The following is an 18,285-nucleotide window of genomic DNA, read 5'->3' as shown; positions in this document are numbered from 1 at the left end:
TATTATTTAGTTTTTGTTTAGAAAATAGAAATTGATTTGACTTGATGTGATTTTATGTAATGTTTATTTGACTATTTTTTAACTAATTTTACTTTATTATATACCACTCATTCAATTTTTTTAAACATTTTTATTTGATTTTTTTCCATTATTTTTTATAATTCATATTTTCCATAAATCTTTAAATTTCAACAATGTATACTAAGTACAATATACATTTATAATATTTAATTTATACTTTAAATTTTACTTTGTTATTTATTTTGAATGATAATTTATTTATGGATAAATAAGCATCAGTGTTTTCGTTAAATAAATATCAAACAATAATACTTATTGTATAATTAATTTAATTGTTATCTTATGGAAGTTTTGTTATAATTATTATGAATAAAACTTGTATATAAGGGAGGATTTTGAGATGGCTTACATAATAAATGATGCTTGCATAAGCTGTGGTGCTTGTGAAGCTGAATGTCCAGTTGAATGTATATCTGCAGGAGATGACAAATACGTTATAGGTGCAGATTCTTGCATCGAATGTGGTGCTTGTGCAGGAGTTTGTCCTGTTGATGCTCCTCAACCAGAATAATAAATAATAAAAAAGCTACTATAGTAGATATCTACTTACAGTAGCTTTTTTTATTATTCAGTTTCTTTCATTAAATAAGATAAAGTAAATAAACTTTCTGTTAAGTTTACATTTTCAACAATAACATCATTTGGAACTTCTAAATCTATCGGTGCAAAATTCCAAACTCCTTTTATACCTACGTTTACTAATCTATTTACAATTTCTTGAGCTCCGTTTTTAGGTATACATAGTATTGCTATATCTATTTCATTTTCTTTAACTACAGATTCTATCTCTTGAGAATCTAATATTTCGAAATCTCTTATTTTTAATCCTATCATTCTAGGGTTTGCATCAAATAAGGCTTTTATTTCAAATCCAGCTTTTCTGAATCCCGAATAATTAGCTATAGCTTGTCCTAAGTTACCTGCTCCTATAAGGATTGCATTATATTTCTTATCTAATCCTAAGATTTTACCTATTTCATTATAAAGTGCTTCTACATTATATCCATATCCCTGTTGACCAAATCCGCCGAAGTTATTTAAATCTTGTCTTATTTGAGATGCTGTAAATCCGATTATATCACTTAATTCTTTTGATGATATCCTTTGTATGTCTTTATCTAATAGATCTCCTAAGTATCTATGATACTTCGGTAGTCTTCTTATTACTGCCATTGATATATTTTTAGTACCCACTTTTTTCACCTCCTATGTTGTTAAGTATTTATTTTTCCCATAGTATTTTATTGCATTTTCCAAAACATAATGCAATATCCTTGATTATATTATATCAAAACATTATAATTTTAGATAGTTCAAGGAGGTATAAATTTATGATTGTTTTGTCATGTAATAACTTAAATAAAAGTTTTGGAATAGATTCTATATTAGAAAATGTAAGTTTTACTGTAAATGAAAATGATAAGATTGGTATAATTGGAGTAAATGGTACTGGAAAAACAACATTATTCAAAGTTATATCAGGTATTTATGGTTACGATAGTGGTGATATATATACTTCTAAGGATTGCGAAATAGGATACTTAGAACAAAATACAAATTTCCATTCTGAAAATACAATACTTGAAGAAGTTTTAGAAGTCTTCAAGGATTTAATGGATATGGAAAACTACCTAAGAGATTTAGAGCATCAAATTGCTGAAGAAAGTTCTAATTCAAATTCTGATAAACTTGAAAAACTTATGAATGAGTATTCTCATAAATTAGAATTATTTTCTGATTTAAATGGATATGGTTATAAGTCTGAAGCTAAAGGTGTATTAAAGGGCTTAGGATTTAATGATACTGATATGGACAAACCTATTAGTATACTTTCTGGTGGTGAAAAAACTAGAGTTCTTTTGGGGAAATTATTGCTAAAAAAACCTACTCTACTTCTGCTAGATGAGCCTACTAACCATTTAGATTCAGAAGCAATTGAATGGTTAGAAGTTTTCTTAAAACAATATAAAGGTACTGTTATATTAATATCACATGATAGATATTTCTTAGATCAAGTTGTAAATAGAATTTTTGAAATTCATAACAAAAAACTTAAAACTTACAATGGAAATTATTCTAAATTTATTGAGTTATCAAAAACAGAAAAAGAATTAGAACAAAAAAAATACGAAGACCAACAAAAAGATATAAAAAAGCAAGAAGAATCAATTGAAAGATTAAAGGCTTATGGTAGAGAAAAACATTTAAAAAGAGCTCGAAGTAAAGAAAAAGCTTTAGATAAAGTGGATGTACTTGATAGACCTGAAGCTTATAGAAAAAAAGCTCGGATAGAGTTTAATCCAACTGTAACTAGCGGAAATGATGTATTACAAATAAGAGATGTTTCTATGGGTTATGGCGAAAGAATTTTATTTAAGGATTTAAACTTGGATATATATAGAGAAGAAAAAGTAGCTCTTATTGGCGCTAACGGTATAGGTAAATCAACATTATTTAAAATAATAATGAATGAATTAGTGCCTTTATCTGGAGATATAAAGTTTGGTACAAATGTTAATGTATCATACTTCCACCAGGAACAAAAAACACTTAATTTAGATAATACTATAATAGATGAAATCTGGGAAAATAATACTCATTTAACTCAAACAACTTTAAGAAGTATGCTTGGTGCATTTTTATTTGAAGGTGAAGAAGTATTCAAAAAAATCTCTACATTAAGTGGTGGAGAAAGGGCTAGAGTTGCAATACTTAAACTTATACTTTCAAATGCAAACTTCTTATTACTAGATGAGCCTACTAACCACTTAGATATAGACTCTAAAGAAGTTCTTGAAGAAGCTTTATCTGGATACACAGGTACAATATTTACAATATCTCATGATAGATATTTCTTAAATACTGTTGTAGATAAAGTGTTAGTTTTAGATGAAAATGGAATAACTGAGTACCTTGGTAACTATGATTATTATATTGAAAAGAAAAAACAAATTCAAGAAATGAATGTAGCTGAAGTAAAAGAGGAAAAAACTAAAACTCAACTTAAAGATGAAAAACGTAAAGAAAGAGAACAAAGAGAACTAGATAAAAAAAATAGAGTAAAACGACAAAATACAGAAAAAGAAATTGAAGAAACTGAGTTGAAAATAGAAGAATTAGATATCCTCTTATGTCAAGAAGAAGTGTATTCTAACCCTGAAAAGTCTAAAAAAGTTAGCCAAGAAAAAATAAATTTAGAAAATAAATTAGCTAATCTTTATGATGAGTGGGAAACATTAATGTAGTGTATAAATAAAATAATAATATCTAAAACCATTCTTTATTAGAATGGTTTTTATATTGATAAATATATAGTTACATTATTAATATCTTATGGTATTATTTATATCATAAAATTTATATAACGAGGTGATTATTTGGAAGGAAAATTATCTTTAAAAGATGAAAATAAGAGATTTTACAAAGTACTTATATCTTTATGTATACCTATTATTATTCAAAATCTTATTTCTACTTCTGTTAACGTAATAGATACTGTTATGATTAGTAGCTTAGGAGAAACATCAGTTGCATCAATCGGTGTGGCAAATCAATTTTTCTTTTTATTTAACATGTCATTAAGCGGAATTACTGGAGGTGCAGGAGTTTTTATATCTCAGTTTTTCGGAAAAAGTGATGTAAATAATATAAGAAAGGTAACAGGGATTAGTACCATTTTAGCTATTATTCTTAGTCTAGTATTTTTAATCCCTGCTTTAATAATACCTACTAAAATAATAAACATATTCTCTTACGACCCAGAAGTTGTTAAACAATGTATCGAATATTTTTCTATAGTAGTATTTTGTTATCCTATGATAGCAATTAGTACTGTTTTTAGTATGGGTTCAAGAGGTGTTAGAAACCCTAAGCTTGGTATGTTTTGTAGTGCTATAGCTTTATGCGTAAATATAGTTTTAAATTATGGTCTTATATTTGGAAATCTTGGTCTTCCTGCACTAGGTGTTAAAGGTGCAGCACTTGCAACTGTTATAGCTAGATTAATAGAATTAATTTTAATAATTGGCTACGTATATTTTTTAAAGAAAGATTATATCTTAAGATTTGGAATAGACAATTTAAAAAGCTTAAACTCTGAATTTATTAATTCGCTTTTAGCTAAAAGTTTACCGATATTTCTAAATGATTCTTTATGGGCAGTTGGAACTGTACTATACTCAGTCGCATATTCAAAAGCTGGAACTTCGGCTATTGCTGCAAGTCAAATTGCTACTAGTACAGGTAATTTCTTTATAATGACAGCTGTTTGTATAGCAAACGGTGCAGCTATAATGCTTGGAAACGAACTTGGTGCAGATTATATAAATAGAGCAATAACTTATGCTAAAAAGTTCTCTATTTTAGTATTCTTAGCAGGTTTAATATTTGGAGGACTTTTAATTTTAAATATTCCAATACTATTAAAGGTATTTACAGTATCTAATAGCCTTGCTCCAGATATAACTAAAATCTTTATTATTATGGGTGTATTAATGGCTCTTAAATCTTTTAACGTATTACTTGTTATAGGTATACTTAGGAGTGGTGGAGATACAAAGTATGCATTATTCTTAGAACTAGGATGTATGTGGCTAGTATCAATTCCTTTAACATTTTTAGCAGCTTTAAAGGGTGCTCCAATATATGTATTAGTTCTTCTTACTTACAGTGAAGAAATAGTTAAGTTTATATTCGGAATGCCAAGAGCTTTATCTAAAAAATGGGCCACAAATATTGTAAAAGAAATAGATTAATATAAAAAGAGTATTTCTAAAAATTTAGAAATACTCTTTTTATATTACATATAAATAAATTTTTAGCAACGTATATATCTGATGTGTTAGCGAAGATATATCGTTGGCGATATGAGCAAAGCGAATTTTATCTTTGCCCTATTTTTAAATTTGGAACTGCATTTAAACTCATATCATCAACTCTACCTTTAATAAAGTTGTAATATCCTGCACATCCTATCATTGCAGCATTATCTGTACATAATACTAATGGTGGATATTTTATATCTATATTATTTTCTTTTCCTAATTGTGTAATTTTTTCTCTAAGAGCTGAGTTACAAGCGACTCCACCTGCAAGAGTTATTGTGTCATACCCTTTTTCTTTAGCCGCTTTTATAGCTTTTTTAGATAATACTTCAACTACTGCTTCCTGGAATGATGCACAAACATCTTCTACAACTATTTCTTCTTTTTTCATTTTCTTAGCATTTAAGTAATTTAAAACTGCTGACTTTAATCCACTAAAGCTAAAGTCATATCCTTCATCTAAATAAGCTCTTGGGAAATCTATCGCTTTTTTATTACCTTCTTTAGCTAGTCTATCTACAATAGGTCCACCTGGATATCCTAATCCCATAGCTCTAGCTATTTTATCAAATGCTTCTCCAGATGCATCATCTCTAGTTCTTCCTAATATTTCATATTCTCCATAATCTTTAACTTCAACTAAATGAGTATGACCACCAGATACTATTAGTGTTATAAATGGCGGTTTTAAATCTTTATGTTCTATATAGTTAGCACTAACATGGCCCTCTATATGGTTAACTCCTACTAGTGGTTTACTTAACGTAAATGCAAGAGCCTTTGCATGAGATAATCCTACTAATAATGCTCCTACTAATCCTGGTCCATAAGTTACTGCTATATGATCTATATCATTTAAAGTGATATTTGCTTTATCTAAAGCTTCTTGTAATACTACATCTATATTTTCTATATGTTTTCTTGATGCAACCTCTGGTACTACTCCACCAAATTTTTTATGTAAATCTATTTGAGTGTTAATTATATTTGATAGTACTTCTCTACCGTTTTTAAGTACTGCAACAGATGTCTCATCACAGCTACTCTCTACAGCTAATGTTATTATATCTTTCACACTTACACCGCCTTTACGTCATTCCACATTATCATAGCATCTTCTTTATTATCACTATAATATTCTTTTCTAATTCCCGCTAATTTGAATCCATATTTTTTATATAAATTTTGAGCAACTATATTAGAAACTCTAACTTCTAAAGTCATTGATACTATTTTATTTTCTTTGCATAATTTAACTAATTTTTTTACTAGCTCATCACCGATTTTTCTTCCTCTATAATCGCTATGTACTGCAACATTAGTAATATGCCCTTCATCCATAACAAACCATATTCCTACATACCCTACAACTTTGCCATCAATCTTTGCTACAAGGTATCTTGCTACATCATTTTTTAATTCTTTGCTAAATGCATCTTTAGACCAATGATGTTCAAAACAGTTTTTTTCTACTTCAAAAACTCCATCTATATCTTTAGATGTCATCATCTCTATAACTAAATTATTTTCCATCATTTAACCTCTTCATTTTCTCATCGTATTGAACTTCTGCTTGAGATTTTCTAATATATACAGGGTTTATATTGTAACAATCATAAACATCTATATTTTTATTGTATTTATTAATAGCTACAGAACATAAGCTACTTGCCTTACTTACATTATGAGATGGAGCTGCTATATGTATATTTTCTATGTCCTTTATCTTATCTTCATACTTATAAACTGCTTCCCCAACTATAATCCAATCTTCCTTAGAGTTTTTTAACTCTTCTATTAAATCATCTATTTCAACTACATCTATATTTTTTAATTCTACTACTTCATTATTTTCAAATTTATATTGCCCGCTATATACTTGTGTTCTTTGTGCATCTAGTATTGAACATATTTTTTTATCACAAAGATTCATATTTGCCGCTAATAATTCTAATGAATTAACTCCTACTATAGGTAATTTATTTACATGAGCAATTGCTTTTGCAGTTGCCATGCTTATTCTAAGTCCTGTAAATGATCCTGGACCTTCACAAACTGAAATTAAATCCATTTCATTAACATCTAAATCACTTATTTTAAGCATATTTTCTATCATTAGCATAAGTTTTTGTGAATGAGTTTTCTTTGTATTTACAGTATACTCACATATTAATTTGTTATCTTCTATAACAGCTACACTTGTAGCCATTGAAGATGTATCTATTCCTAAAATCTTCATTATTTAGTCAGCTCCTCAACTAGTTTTTCATATCTTTTTCCAACTGGATTTAATATCATCTCTCTAGACATATCTTTATACCTTAATTCTATCTGTAAATATTCATCTGGAAGTATGTCTTCTATTAAATTAGCCCATTCAATTATACATACACCCTCTCCATTTATATATTCATCATATCCGATATCATACATTTCATCACTACTACCTATTCTATATACATCAAAATGGTATAGAGGCATTTTACCTTCATATTCATTTACTATTGTAAATGTTGGACTAGTTATATAATCATCAACCTCTAAAGCTTTTGCTAAACTTTGAGTCATAGTAGTTTTTCCTGCACCTAAGTCTCCAATTAAACATATTACACTTCCCGGCTGTAATAATGTTCCTAGCTTATATCCAATTTCTTTTGTTTTTTCTTCATTTTCTAGATATATATTAATCATATTTTTCATCTCCGTTATATTTTGTGTATATCACAAATTATCATTTTATAATTATCAACTAGATATTATTATAGTATAACCATCTATTATTATAAAGGCTTTATATATATAATATTATCTAATATTGTTGACTTCTTAGATAAATAGTATAATTTACATTATATAAAAATAGCATGAACCTAACTAACCTTTGGCCCATGCTCTTAAAATATATTATATTTTTATTGTTTAATGTATTTTATCAATTATCGGTAAAGTAATTATAAATTCACTACCTTGATTTACTTTACTTTTTACATCTATCTTTCCTTTATGCAAATCAACTATTGATTTTACAATCGTAAGGCCAACACCTATACCTCCAGTATGTTTACTTCTTGATTCATCGACTCTATAAAATCTTTCAAATATATAATTTAGACTTTCTTTAGGTATTCCAATTCCATCATCTTTAAAATGTATTTTTATATGATTATCTTTTTTATATAGTCTTAAATATATATTTCCATTTTCGTTAGTATACCTAATAGCATTAGATAATAAATTTACTATTAACTGAGATATTTTTTCTCTATCTAAATACGTATTTATATCTTCTAACTCAAATTTTATATTTATATTTTTTTCTAACGCTTTTCCTTGATTATTATAAACTATATTTTTCATAAGTTGATTTAAATTGACTTCACTTAAGTTTAGTTTACTTTTATCACTATCAAACTTTGATAAATTTTTTAACTGATTTACTAAGCTCGTAAGCCTTATTACTTCTTCATTAACGCTATTTAATCTTTCAGGGCTCGGTTCCCATACACCATCTATTATTGCTTCTAGATGAGTTTGAATACTTGTAAGAGGTGTTCTAAGCTCGTGAGAAATATCAGTAGTTAATCTTTTTCTCAGTCTTTCTTGTTCATCTAGTTTAAGTGCTAATTCATTTATCGATTTTATAAGATTATCTATTTCAACTATATTACTTTCATAATCTAGTTTGCAATCATAACCGCCCTCTCCTATTGTATCTGCCATATTAGATACGACTTCGATAGGCTTTGATATATTATTTGATATTATAATTGCTATTATTACTGTAACTATTGTAGTTATAATTGCTATTAATATAACTACTTTATTTATTTCCTTTAAAAAATCTACTTCTTCATCCATATAATAAAAAGATCCATAAGAACCAACATTTATGTGACCTATATATTCTCCACTTTCATTTTTTAATTCAAAAGTTTCATCTTTATATTCTCCACTCCATTTTGGATACATATTGTGCATATTACTTTCTATGTTATTCATAGTTTGATGACATAATTTATTATTATACTCAAATGCACTCCAAGCTAAATTATTGCTATTGTCGTATAGCTCTATAAATCTACCTTTCGATATTGCATTTTTACCAATTTCATTTATATTATATAAGTTCCATTCACCGTTTTTATATTCAGATTGTATTGAATCTATTACGTTTGAAATTTCTTTTTCATTATTTTTAGATATATATATTGCAAACTTTTCTTTAAACACACTATTTATTGCTACGCCAATGCTTATTACGACTAATAAAATAACCGATACTAATGAAATAATTAACCTTTTATTAAGATTTAGTTTCTTATTTTTATAATCCAAATTTATATCCTACCCCATATAGAGTTTGTATAATTTTAGGTCTCTTTGTGTCTAGTTCTATTTTTTGTCGTAAATTTTTTATATGTGCATCTATAATTCTATCCATTTTTTCATAGTATTCTTCCACTGCTAATTCTAATAGTCTTTCTCTATCAAATATTTTTTTTGGATTTTTAGCTAAAGTTAAAAGTATTTTATACTCAGTATTAGTCAAGTATACTTCCTCTCCTCTTGCCTTAACCTGATGAGATAGTGTGTTTATTTCAAGCTCATCCCCAAATTTTAATGCATCTTTATTTTCTACATCTAACTTTCTAAAAACAGCCTTCGCTCTTAAAACTAGTTCTTTAACATTAAACGGCTTACATACATAATCATCACATCCTATATTAAATCCGTCTATTACATCTTCATCTTCTGTTTTAGCTGTTAACATTATTATGTGAACCATGGATTCTTTTCTTATTATTTCACATATTTCTTCTCCACTTATATCTGGTAACATCCTGTCTAATATGATTAAATCAAATTCATTTTCCTTAAAATAATTAATAGCATCTATTCCTGTATTTGCAACCTTACAATTATATCCTTCTTTATCTAAATAAGCCTTTATAACCTGCGTTATTTTCTCTTCATCATCTACTATTAATATATTAAACATATTTAAACCTCCCTTATGATGTATATTTTTAATTTTATATAAAATATATACCACACAATTATATATTTTTTATGATGTGTTTTAAAATTTATTCGTATTTTTTCATATTTTAAATTTTTACTATAATATAAAAATTTAATTAGTTAGGTGAAGTTATCAAATAAAATAACTGTTGTTAAATAAAAAAGTTTAGGCTAAATAGCCTAAACTTTTTTATTAATTATAATTACAACAATTTGCTGGATTCATATATTGAGGTCTATTGTTTGGATTTTGTGTGTTTGAATTATACTCGTTTTTATCTATTTGCTCATATTGATTATTTTCTTTATTTAATACTTTAAATGTAGCTTCATTTTGAACTGCATTGTTTAAATTTACATCTGAAATATTTTGACTCTTTTCATTTGCAAATGATGTAATTCCCATTGCCCCTATTACTAAACCTAATCCTAATGTACCTATTATCTTTTTTCTCATAAAATTCACTTCCCTTTTTAAAATTTTATTTCTATATGTAGAATATCGTAAAATTATGAATAAAATATGAATATTGGCTTTCATATTTTATTCACACTTTTTAAGTATCATTATCTTATCAAATTTATGGAGGTTAATTTAAATGAATAAAGAAACTAATAAAAATTTAAAGCGTTTTTTACCATTATCTTTATGTTGTATAATCCCTATATTATTAATCTTAATAGGCTTCTACTCTTCTAACACTGCTCTAGGGCTATCATTTATCGTACCATTTATGTGCCCACTAATTATAGGTGGATTATTCTTTTTCTTATTCAAAAATAATAAATCATACTGCGGAAAAACTACTGAGTGTGCTAAAAAATATCCCCACTTTAAATTTAAAGTGGGGATATTTTTTATTTTTTATGCATTTTATCATAGATACATTTAGAATCAGAATATAATACTAAACATAGCATAGATATCAAAATTCCACCTGCAATTATGAAAGTTGTTATATTATTCATATTAAATCACCTCTATATCAATATTTTATATACTGATATAGTACAATTAAATTGTGTAGAAATTATGATAGTTTATTTTTTATAAACTATTTTTCCATTTATTATCGTGAACAATACATTACTTTGAATTTCAAGAGGAGATCCATCCCATATAACTATATCTGCATCTTTTCCAACTTCTATAGAACCTACTTTATCGTCTATACCTAAAGTTTTAGCTGGATTTATAGTCATAGACTTTATAGCTTCATTCTTTTTCATACCATGCTTTACAGCTATACCTGCACATATTGGAAGATATTGTACTGGTATTACTGGATGATCTGTTGTTAATGAAACATTAACTCCAGTGTTTGAAAGGATTCCTGCCGTTTCAAATGTTAAGTTTCTTAATTCTATTTTAGATCTTTCAGATAATGATGGCCCTACTATTGTTGGGTATCCTTCTTCTAACAAATCTTCTGCTATAAGATGTCCCTCTGTACAATGGTCCAATGTAATATTAACATCAAATTCTTTAGCTATTCTTATTGCTGTAAATATATCATCGGCTCTATGGGCATGAACTTTAAAAGGTATCTCTTTCTTAAGTACTGGAATTAAACTTTCCATCCTTATATCATATTCTGGCTTATCATGGTCTTCATGTTCCATGTATAACTCTATTTCATCTAAGTATTCTTCTGCTTTTTTTAGATTTTCTCTTAAAAGAGATGCTATTGCCATTCTTGTTTGAGGCATTTTTTCATCTCTACCATAACAAGATTTTGGATTTTCTCCAAATGCAATCTTTGAAGCAACAGGATTTTTTATAACCATATTATCAATTCTTCTACCAAAAGTTTTTATAGCTATACATTGCCCTCCCATTACATTTGCACTTCCAGGTGTAGTACATACCGCTGTTATACCGCCTTGTAATGCTTCTGTAAAGTTTCTATCCATTGGATTAATTCCATCTATTGGATTTAATTGAGGTGTTATTGGATCAGTTTCTTCATTGCCATCAGCACCTTCAAACCCCATACCATCTTCCCATAATCCTAAATGAGTATGAGCATCTATAAATCCAGGAAATACTTGCCTCCCATTAGCATCTATAGTTTCTGCACCTGACGGTATTTCTAAATTTACTCCTATTGCTTTTATTTTTCCATCTTCTATAAGAATATCACCTTTTATTATTCCGTTTGTTACTGTATTTATAGTTCCATTTTTTATAAATATCATTATTATCTCCTCCTGATATAGCTTATATCTTCATTGATAAAGCCACTCTTTGCTTGTTCATATCAACACCTATAACAATAACATCTACAATATCTCCTACTGTAACTACTGTCATAGGGTCTTTTACAAATGATTTACTCATTTGAGACTTATGAACTAATCCATCATTTTTTATTCCAATATCTACGAATGCTCCAAAGTCTACTACATTTCTTACAGTTCCCTTTAGCATCATACCTTCTTTGATATCTTCTATTTTTAATACATCAGTTCTAAGTATAGGCTTTATACCTTCTTCTCTAGGGTCTCTTCCTGGTTTTTTAATTTCAGAAATTATATCTTTTAAAGTTACTTTCCCTACTTCTAATCTTTCGCTTAATTCTTTTAATCCTATTTCATTAACTTTTGAATCTATATCTTCTATGTTTTTATTCTCTATATCTTTAAGAGAATATCCTAAAGTGTCTAACATATTCTTACATATATCATAGCTTTCTGGATGAACTCCAGTATTATCTAATGGATTTTTGGCATCTAGTATTCTCATAAATCCTGCACATTGAGTAAATGCTTGAGGTCCTAATCTTTTAACTTTCTTTAGTTGTGATCTTGATGAGAAATCCCCATTTTCTTCTCTATATACAATTATGTTTTTAGCTATTGATTTACTTATACCCGCAATATGCTCTAATAAAGAGTATGATGCTGTATTTAAGTCTACACCCACACTATTTACAGAGTCTTCTACTACTCCACCTAATACTCCTTCAAGTCTTTTTTGATTTAAGTCGTGCTGATATTGACCTACACCAATACTTTTAGGGTCTATTTTAACAAGTTCAGCAAGTGGGTCTTGTAGCCTTCTACCTATTGATATTGCACCTCTTAAAGATACATTTATATCCGGGTGTTCTTCACTTGCAAGTTCTGATGCTGAGTAAACTGATGCTCCTGCTTCACTAACTATTACATATTGAACTTCTCTTTCTATTTCTTTTATCATGTCTGAAACAAATTTTTCAGATTCTCTTGATGCAGTTCCATTTCCTATTGCAATTATGTCTATATTGTATTTTGATATTAATTCCTTTAAAGTCTTTTTAGCACCTTCTACGTTATTTTGAGGCTCAGTTGGATACACTGTCGTTGTATCTAGTAATTTACCATTTTTATCAACTACAGCTATCTTACACCCAGTTCTAAAAGCTGGATCAAATCCCATAACCACTTTATCTTTTACAGGAGCTTGTAATAGCAATCCTTTTATATTTTGTCCAAATACATTTATAGCTCTTTCTTGAGCTATTTCAGTTAAATGATTTCTAACTTCTCTCTCTATTGAAGGGAATATTAATCTTTTGTATGCATCTTCAATAGATGATACTATTGTTTCTTTATTTTTAAAGTTATTATTTTTTACATATTCATTTATTATATTATTTATAACTTTTTCATTATTAATTTCTAATTTTACTTTTAGGAAGTCTTCTTTTTCCCCTCTATTTATGGCTAAAACTCTATGAGGTGCAATAGTTCTTACACCTTCACTATAATCATAATACATATCATAAACTGATTTTTCTTCTTTAGTATTCTTTGTTACTAATACCCCTTCTCTTAATGATAAATCTCTTATATATTTTCTTATTTTAGCGTCATCAGATATTATTTCAGCTATTATATCTTTAGCACCTTTTATAGCATCATCAGAAGAATTAACTTCTTTTTCTTCATTTATATATTTTTTTGCTTCTTCTTCTAGATTATTTATATTTTTATTTAATATATCTAATGCTAAATTTTCTAATCCTTTTTCCTTTGCAATTGTAGCTCTAGTTCTTTTCTTTTGCTTAAATGGAGTATATATATCTTCTACTTCTTGTAGTGTATTTGCATTATTAACATTTATTTTTATTTCTTCTGTAAGTTTTCCTTGTTCTTCTATAATTCTTAGTACATCTTCTTTTCTACTTTGTAAATTTCTTAAGTATACTAATTTATCGTGAAATTCTCTTAATATAACGTCACTCATTTCACCAGTCATTTCTTTTCTATATCTAGCTATAAATGGTATTGTATTTCCCTCATCTATAAGTTTTATTGTATTATTTATTTGCTCATCTCTAAGATTAAATTCTTTTTTTAATATTTCATTTATATTCATAAGAATCACTTCTCTTTCGTATGTAGTTTATTTTAAGCTCGTTGATCAAAAATTAGCTATGCTCATTTCGCCAATGACTTTGTCCGTTGCTCAAATAAAGGCTCAAGAATTAAATTCTCAAGCCCTTATTTTAATTATTTTTTGACTTATTCATTTTTAAGTACTCATTTATAAATAAATCTATATTTCCATCCATAACACTATCTACATTTCCCATTTCTACATTAGTTCTATGGTCTTTTACTAGTTTGTATGGCTGAAACACATATGACCTTATCTGGCTTCCCCAAGTTATTTGAGAGTATTTGCCTTGAATATCTTCAATTCTTTCTTTATTCTCAAGTCCTTTTAGCTCTATAAGTTTTGCCATAAGCATTTTCATCGCTCTATCTTTATTTTTATGCTGAGATCTTTCATTTTGGCACTGAACTACTACTCCTGTAGGAATGTGCGTTATTCTTACTGCTGAATCAGTAGTATTTACGTGCTGACCTCCAGCTCCAGATGCTCTATAAGTATCCACTTTTAAATCAACTGGATTTATCTTAACATCTATACTATCATCAAGTTCCGGAGTAATGTCTATTGATGCAAATGAAGTATGCCTTTTACCTGATGGATCAAAAGGAGATATTCTTACAATTCTATGAACTCCTTTTTCACTTCTTAAGTAACCATAAGCATTTAAACCTTCTATAAGCAACGTAGCACTTTTTATTCCAGCAGCCGGATCTGATAATATGTCTAAAAGTTTAACTTTATAGTCTTTAGATTCGCCCCATCTTATATACATTCTAAGTAACATTTGCGCCCAGTCTTGAGCATCTAATCCACCTGTTCCTGCATTTATAGATAATATTGCATTATTTTTATCATACTCTCCACTTAAAAGAGTTTTTATTCTTACAATATCTATCTCTTTTTGTAATATAACTATAGAGCTTTCTATTTCCTTTTCAATAGATGGATCTTTTTCCTCTAATCCAATTTCTATTAAAACTTCTATATCCTCTAAAGCTTCCTTTAGTTTATTATATTCATCCACTGTTTCTTTTAAAGTCTTATTTTCTTGAAGAACTTTTTGAGCCATTTCATTGTCATTCCAAAAATCTTGCTCATTCATTTTAGCTTCATTTTCTTCTATTTTAATTAATAGTGAAGCAATGTCAAAGAGAGTCCCTCATTTCTTCTATATTTGAACCCATAAGCTCTAAGTTGTGTCTATATTCTTGTATATTTAACATTTGGATCCTCCAAAATTATCTTCCACAGCACTTTTTATATTTCTTTCCACTTCCACATGGACAATCTTCATTTCTTCCAATATCTTCATCTTTTTTAACAGTCTTACTTTCTTCTCCATCTGTTATATTAGAAGATAAGTGATCAACATCTATAATTTGTTTTCTTTCTACAGGTTGTTCTTCTACAGTTATATTAAATAAATATTTTATAGTATCTTCTTTTATATGCATATTCATTTCGTTAAACATTTCAAATCCTTCATTTGTATATGCTATAACTGGATCTTGCTGACCTATTGCACGAAGTCCTATACCTTGACGTAATTGATCCATAGCATCTATATGATCTATCCAATGGCTATCAACTGATTGAAGAAGTATTACTCTTTCTACTTCTCTCATTCTTTCTGATCCTATTCTTTCTTCTTTCCCATTGTACATTTTCATAGCTATTTCATATACAGCTTCTACTAATTCAGCTGTATTAAGCTTTTCTATATCTGGTATTTCTATACTTCCCTTTGGCATAAATTGATGGTACATATAATCTTTAAATCCATCTATATTTATTCCTTTTTCTTCAGCATAAGCATTTGCTGCATCTTCTATTAAAGAATGAATCATACTTTGAATTTGTTCTTGAAGATTTTCACCCTCTAATACACGTCTTCTTTCTGCATATATTGTCTCTCTTTGCTTATTCATAACATCATCATATTGAAGTACGTGCTTTCTTATTCCGAAGTTTCTACCTTCAACTTTCTTTTGTGCACCTTCTATAGATTTAGTTAACATCTTATGCTCTATAGGCATATCTTCCTCAAGACCTATTTTTTCTACCATCGCAGATATTCTCTCACTACCAAATAATCTCATAAGATCATCTTCTAATGATATATAGAATCTTGAACTACCTTTATCTCCTTGACGACCAGCACGTCCTCTTAACTGGTTATCTATTCTTCTAGATTCATGTCTTTCTGTACCTATTATAGCTAAACCACCAGCTTCTATAACTTGAGCTTGTTCTTCTTCACATTTTTTCTTGAAGTCTTTATATAGCTTTTCATATTTTTCTCTAGCTACAAATAATTCTTCATTACCTTCTTTTTCTATACCTTCTAATGATGCGTCTACTCTATTTATTATAGATTCAGCATATCCTATCTTTTTCATTTCTTTTTTAGTTAAAAATGTAGGATTTCCTCCAAGAACTATATCTGTACCACGACCTGCCATGTTAGTAGCTATTGTTACTGCTCCTAATCTACCAGCTTGTGCTATTATCTCTGCCTCTTTATCATGGTGCTTAGCATTTAATACTTCATGCTTAACTCCCCTTCTTTTTAAAAGTTGAGATATTAATTCAGAGTTTTCTATTGAAACAGTACCAACAAGTATTGGTTGTTTTAATTTACTTCTTTCTATTATATCTTCAACTACTGCATTAAATTTCCCTCTTACATTTTTATAAACAGCATCCGATAAGTCATCTCTTTGTATTGGTCTGTTTGTTGGTATTTGAACAACATCCATTTTGTATATTGCTTTAAATTCTTCTTCCTCAGTTTTAGCAGTACCAGTCATACCAGCGATTTTATTATACATTCTAAAGTAATTTTGGAATGTTACAGTTGCTAATGTTTTAGATTCTCTTTGTATCCTTAATCCTTCTTTAGCTTCTATTGCTTGGTGTAATCCTTCTGAATACCTTCTACCAAACATAAGTCTCCCTGTAAATTCATCAACTATTACTATTTCTCCATCTTTAGAAACATAGTCTACATCACGCTTCATTATTGTATGAGCTTTTAATGCTTGATTTATATGGTGATATAATTCTGTATGAGCTATATCTGTTAAGTTATCAACGTTAAAATAAACTTCTGCCTTTTGTATTCCTGAATCAGTTAAAGATACCGATTTTTGCTTTTCATCGATTTCATAATTTTCAGGTTTTAATGTTAATACAAAAGTATTAGCATCTGAATATAAATGTGTAGATTTATCTCCAGGTCCTGATATTATAAGAGGTGTTCTAGCCTCATCTACAAGTATAGAGTCAACCTCATCAACTATTGCATAATTTAGTTCTCTTTGAACCATTTGCTCTTTGTGTATTACCATATTGTCTTTTAGGTAGTCAAACCCATATTCATTGTTTGTTCCATAAGTTATATCACATTGATATTGAGCTCTTCTTTCTTGAGGGTTTTGTCCATGAACTATAACCCCTACTGTAAGCCCTAAGAATTCATATATTTTACCCATTTGCTCTTTATCACGTTTTGCTAGGTAGTCATTTACTGTAACTACATGAACTCCCTTTCCTGTAAGAGCATTTAAGTAAACTGGCGCAGTAGCAACTAGTGTTTTACCTTCCCCAGTTTTCATTTCCGCTATTCTTCCTTGATGAAGCACAATTCCACCTATAAGCTGTACTCTATAGTGTCTCATCCCTAATACTCTTTTAGAAGCTTCTCTTATTACTGCAAAAGCTTCTGCTAAGATGTCATCTATTGTCTCACCGTTGTTTAATCTTTCTTTGAATATGTTTGTCATATTCTTAAGTTCTTTATCAGACATAGATTCAAACTTAGGCTCTAATGAATCTATTTCATCTACTATCTTATTAAACTTTTTTAGCTCTTTTTTATCTGCCATGTTAAATAAATTATCTAAAAAACCCATGTTCAGTATCTCTCCTCGCTCATTTTTTATACTATTATACATTTTACCATAAAAACACTGT

At 28.4% G+C, this 18,285-nt stretch carries 15 protein-coding genes; 3 read left to right on the top strand and 12 right to left on the bottom strand.

What is annotated here, in order from left to right:
• Positions 1-421 precede the first annotated feature (421 nt).
• The gene (locus JNUCC81_RS01070; protein WP_208332158.1) at positions 422-592 is read left to right on the top strand and encodes a DUF362 domain-containing protein; all 171 of its coding nucleotides are present in this window, start codon (positions 422-424) and stop codon (positions 590-592) included.
• Between the two features lie 53 nt (positions 593-645).
• Here JNUCC81_RS01070 and JNUCC81_RS01065 read toward each other — a convergent pair whose 3' ends face one another.
• Positions 646-1,275 (bottom strand): redox-sensing transcriptional repressor Rex, encoded by a 630-nt coding sequence (locus JNUCC81_RS01065; protein WP_454094933.1) that lies wholly within the window; start codon positions 1,273-1,275, stop codon positions 646-648.
• A gap of 137 nt (positions 1,276-1,412) precedes the next feature.
• Between JNUCC81_RS01065 and JNUCC81_RS01060 the strand changes: the two genes are divergently transcribed.
• Together JNUCC81_RS01060 and JNUCC81_RS01055 are read left to right on the top strand one after the other, a co-directional pair.
• Complete coding sequence (locus tag JNUCC81_RS01060; protein ID WP_454094932.1) at positions 1,413-3,326, top strand: ABC-F family ATP-binding cassette domain-containing protein; 1,914 nt, start codon at positions 1,413-1,415, stop codon at positions 3,324-3,326.
• 132 nt (positions 3,327-3,458) lie between these two features.
• On the top strand, positions 3,459-4,835 hold the full coding sequence (locus JNUCC81_RS01055) for an MATE family efflux transporter (protein ID WP_454094931.1): 1,377 nt from the start codon (positions 3,459-3,461) through the stop codon (positions 4,833-4,835).
• Positions 4,836-4,962: 127 nt separating this feature from the next.
• Here JNUCC81_RS01055 and tsaD read toward each other — a convergent pair whose 3' ends face one another.
• The 11 genes from tsaD to secA form a co-directional block, all read right to left on the bottom strand.
• Complete coding sequence (gene tsaD, locus JNUCC81_RS01050) at positions 4,963-5,979, bottom strand: tRNA (adenosine(37)-N6)-threonylcarbamoyltransferase complex transferase subunit TsaD (RefSeq protein WP_454094930.1); 1,017 nt, start codon at positions 5,977-5,979, stop codon at positions 4,963-4,965.
• Positions 5,980-5,981: 2 nt separating this feature from the next.
• Complete coding sequence (gene rimI, locus JNUCC81_RS01045; RefSeq protein WP_454094929.1) at positions 5,982-6,437, bottom strand: ribosomal protein S18-alanine N-acetyltransferase; 456 nt, start codon at positions 6,435-6,437, stop codon at positions 5,982-5,984.
• Positions 6,427-7,143, bottom strand: a complete 717-nt coding sequence (tsaB, locus tag JNUCC81_RS01040; RefSeq protein WP_454094928.1) for a tRNA (adenosine(37)-N6)-threonylcarbamoyltransferase complex dimerization subunit type 1 TsaB — start codon at positions 7,141-7,143, stop codon at positions 6,427-6,429. Before tsaB ends, rimI begins: the two co-directional genes overlap by 11 nt.
• Positions 7,143-7,595 (bottom strand): tRNA (adenosine(37)-N6)-threonylcarbamoyltransferase complex ATPase subunit type 1 TsaE, encoded by a 453-nt coding sequence (gene tsaE / locus JNUCC81_RS01035; protein WP_454094927.1) that lies wholly within the window; start codon positions 7,593-7,595, stop codon positions 7,143-7,145. The genes tsaB and tsaE overlap by 1 nt, the downstream gene beginning before the upstream one ends.
• A 228-nt stretch (positions 7,596-7,823) precedes the next feature.
• Positions 7,824-9,239, bottom strand: coding sequence for a sensor histidine kinase (locus JNUCC81_RS01030; RefSeq protein ID WP_454094926.1), 1,416 nt, complete (start codon positions 9,237-9,239; stop codon positions 7,824-7,826).
• On the bottom strand, positions 9,229-9,903 hold the full coding sequence (locus tag JNUCC81_RS01025) for a response regulator (RefSeq protein ID WP_454094925.1): 675 nt from the start codon (positions 9,901-9,903) through the stop codon (positions 9,229-9,231). Before JNUCC81_RS01025 ends, JNUCC81_RS01030 begins: the two co-directional genes overlap by 11 nt.
• A gap of 216 nt (positions 9,904-10,119) precedes the next feature.
• Positions 10,120-10,383 carry a hypothetical protein gene (locus JNUCC81_RS01020; protein ID WP_454094924.1) on the bottom strand — a complete coding sequence of 88 codons (264 nt, stop codon included), beginning with the start codon at positions 10,381-10,383 and terminating at the stop codon, positions 10,120-10,122.
• A 584-nt stretch (positions 10,384-10,967) separates the two neighbouring features.
• Positions 10,968-12,125, bottom strand: coding sequence for an amidohydrolase (locus tag JNUCC81_RS01015; RefSeq protein WP_454094923.1), 1,158 nt, complete (start codon positions 12,123-12,125; stop codon positions 10,968-10,970).
• 22 nt (positions 12,126-12,147) lie between these two features.
• The gene (locus JNUCC81_RS01010) at positions 12,148-14,289 is read right to left on the bottom strand and encodes a Tex family protein (protein ID WP_454094922.1); all 2,142 of its coding nucleotides are present in this window, start codon (positions 14,287-14,289) and stop codon (positions 12,148-12,150) included.
• 130 nt (positions 14,290-14,419) lie between these two features.
• Positions 14,420-15,533, bottom strand: a protein-coding gene (gene prfB / locus JNUCC81_RS01005) for a peptide chain release factor 2 (RefSeq protein WP_454094921.1) whose coding sequence is annotated in 2 segments (ribosomal slippage) — positions 14,420-15,469 and positions 15,471-15,533 — 1,113 coding nt in all. Because the reading frame shifts where the segments join, the coding sequence is not laid out codon by codon here.
• 15 nt (positions 15,534-15,548) lie between these two features.
• Positions 15,549-18,224: a preprotein translocase subunit SecA gene (gene secA / locus JNUCC81_RS01000; RefSeq protein ID WP_454094920.1), complete on the bottom strand. Its 2,676-nt coding sequence runs from the start codon at positions 18,222-18,224 to the stop codon at positions 15,549-15,551.
• Positions 18,225-18,285: the final 61 nt, after the last annotated feature.

The organism is Faecalimicrobium sp. JNUCC 81 (assembly GCF_053667625.1).
Note: the sequence above shows the minus strand (reverse complement) of the source record. Positions and strands in the feature narration are given on the sequence as shown.

What these genes read in the sequence shown, in the direction of transcription:
- secA (WP_454094920.1), bottom strand. Translation starts at nt 18,224, where the DNA reads ATGGGTTTTTTAGATAATTTATTTAACATGGCAGATAAAAAAGAGCTA.
- JNUCC81_RS01010 (WP_454094922.1), bottom strand. Translation starts at nt 14,289, where the DNA reads ATGAATATAAATGAAATATTAAAAAAAGAATTTAATCTTAGAGATGAG.
- JNUCC81_RS01020 (WP_454094924.1), bottom strand. Translation starts at nt 10,383, where the DNA reads ATGAGAAAAAAGATAATAGGTACATTAGGATTAGGTTTAGTAATAGGG.
- JNUCC81_RS01015 (WP_454094923.1), bottom strand. Translation starts at nt 12,125, where the DNA reads ATGATATTTATAAAAAATGGAACTATAAATACAGTAACAAACGGAATA.
- tsaE (WP_454094927.1), bottom strand. Translation starts at nt 7,595, where the DNA reads ATGATTAATATATATCTAGAAAATGAAGAAAAAACAAAAGAAATTGGA.
- tsaB (WP_454094928.1), bottom strand. Translation starts at nt 7,143, where the DNA reads ATGAAGATTTTAGGAATAGATACATCTTCAATGGCTACAAGTGTAGCT.
- rimI (WP_454094929.1), bottom strand. Translation starts at nt 6,437, where the DNA reads ATGGAAAATAATTTAGTTATAGAGATGATGACATCTAAAGATATAGAT.
- JNUCC81_RS01060 (WP_454094932.1), top strand. Translation starts at nt 1,413, where the DNA reads ATGATTGTTTTGTCATGTAATAACTTAAATAAAAGTTTTGGAATAGAT.
- JNUCC81_RS01070 (WP_208332158.1), top strand. Translation starts at nt 422, where the DNA reads ATGGCTTACATAATAAATGATGCTTGCATAAGCTGTGGTGCTTGTGAA.
- JNUCC81_RS01025 (WP_454094925.1), bottom strand. Translation starts at nt 9,903, where the DNA reads ATGTTTAATATATTAATAGTAGATGATGAAGAGAAAATAACGCAGGTT.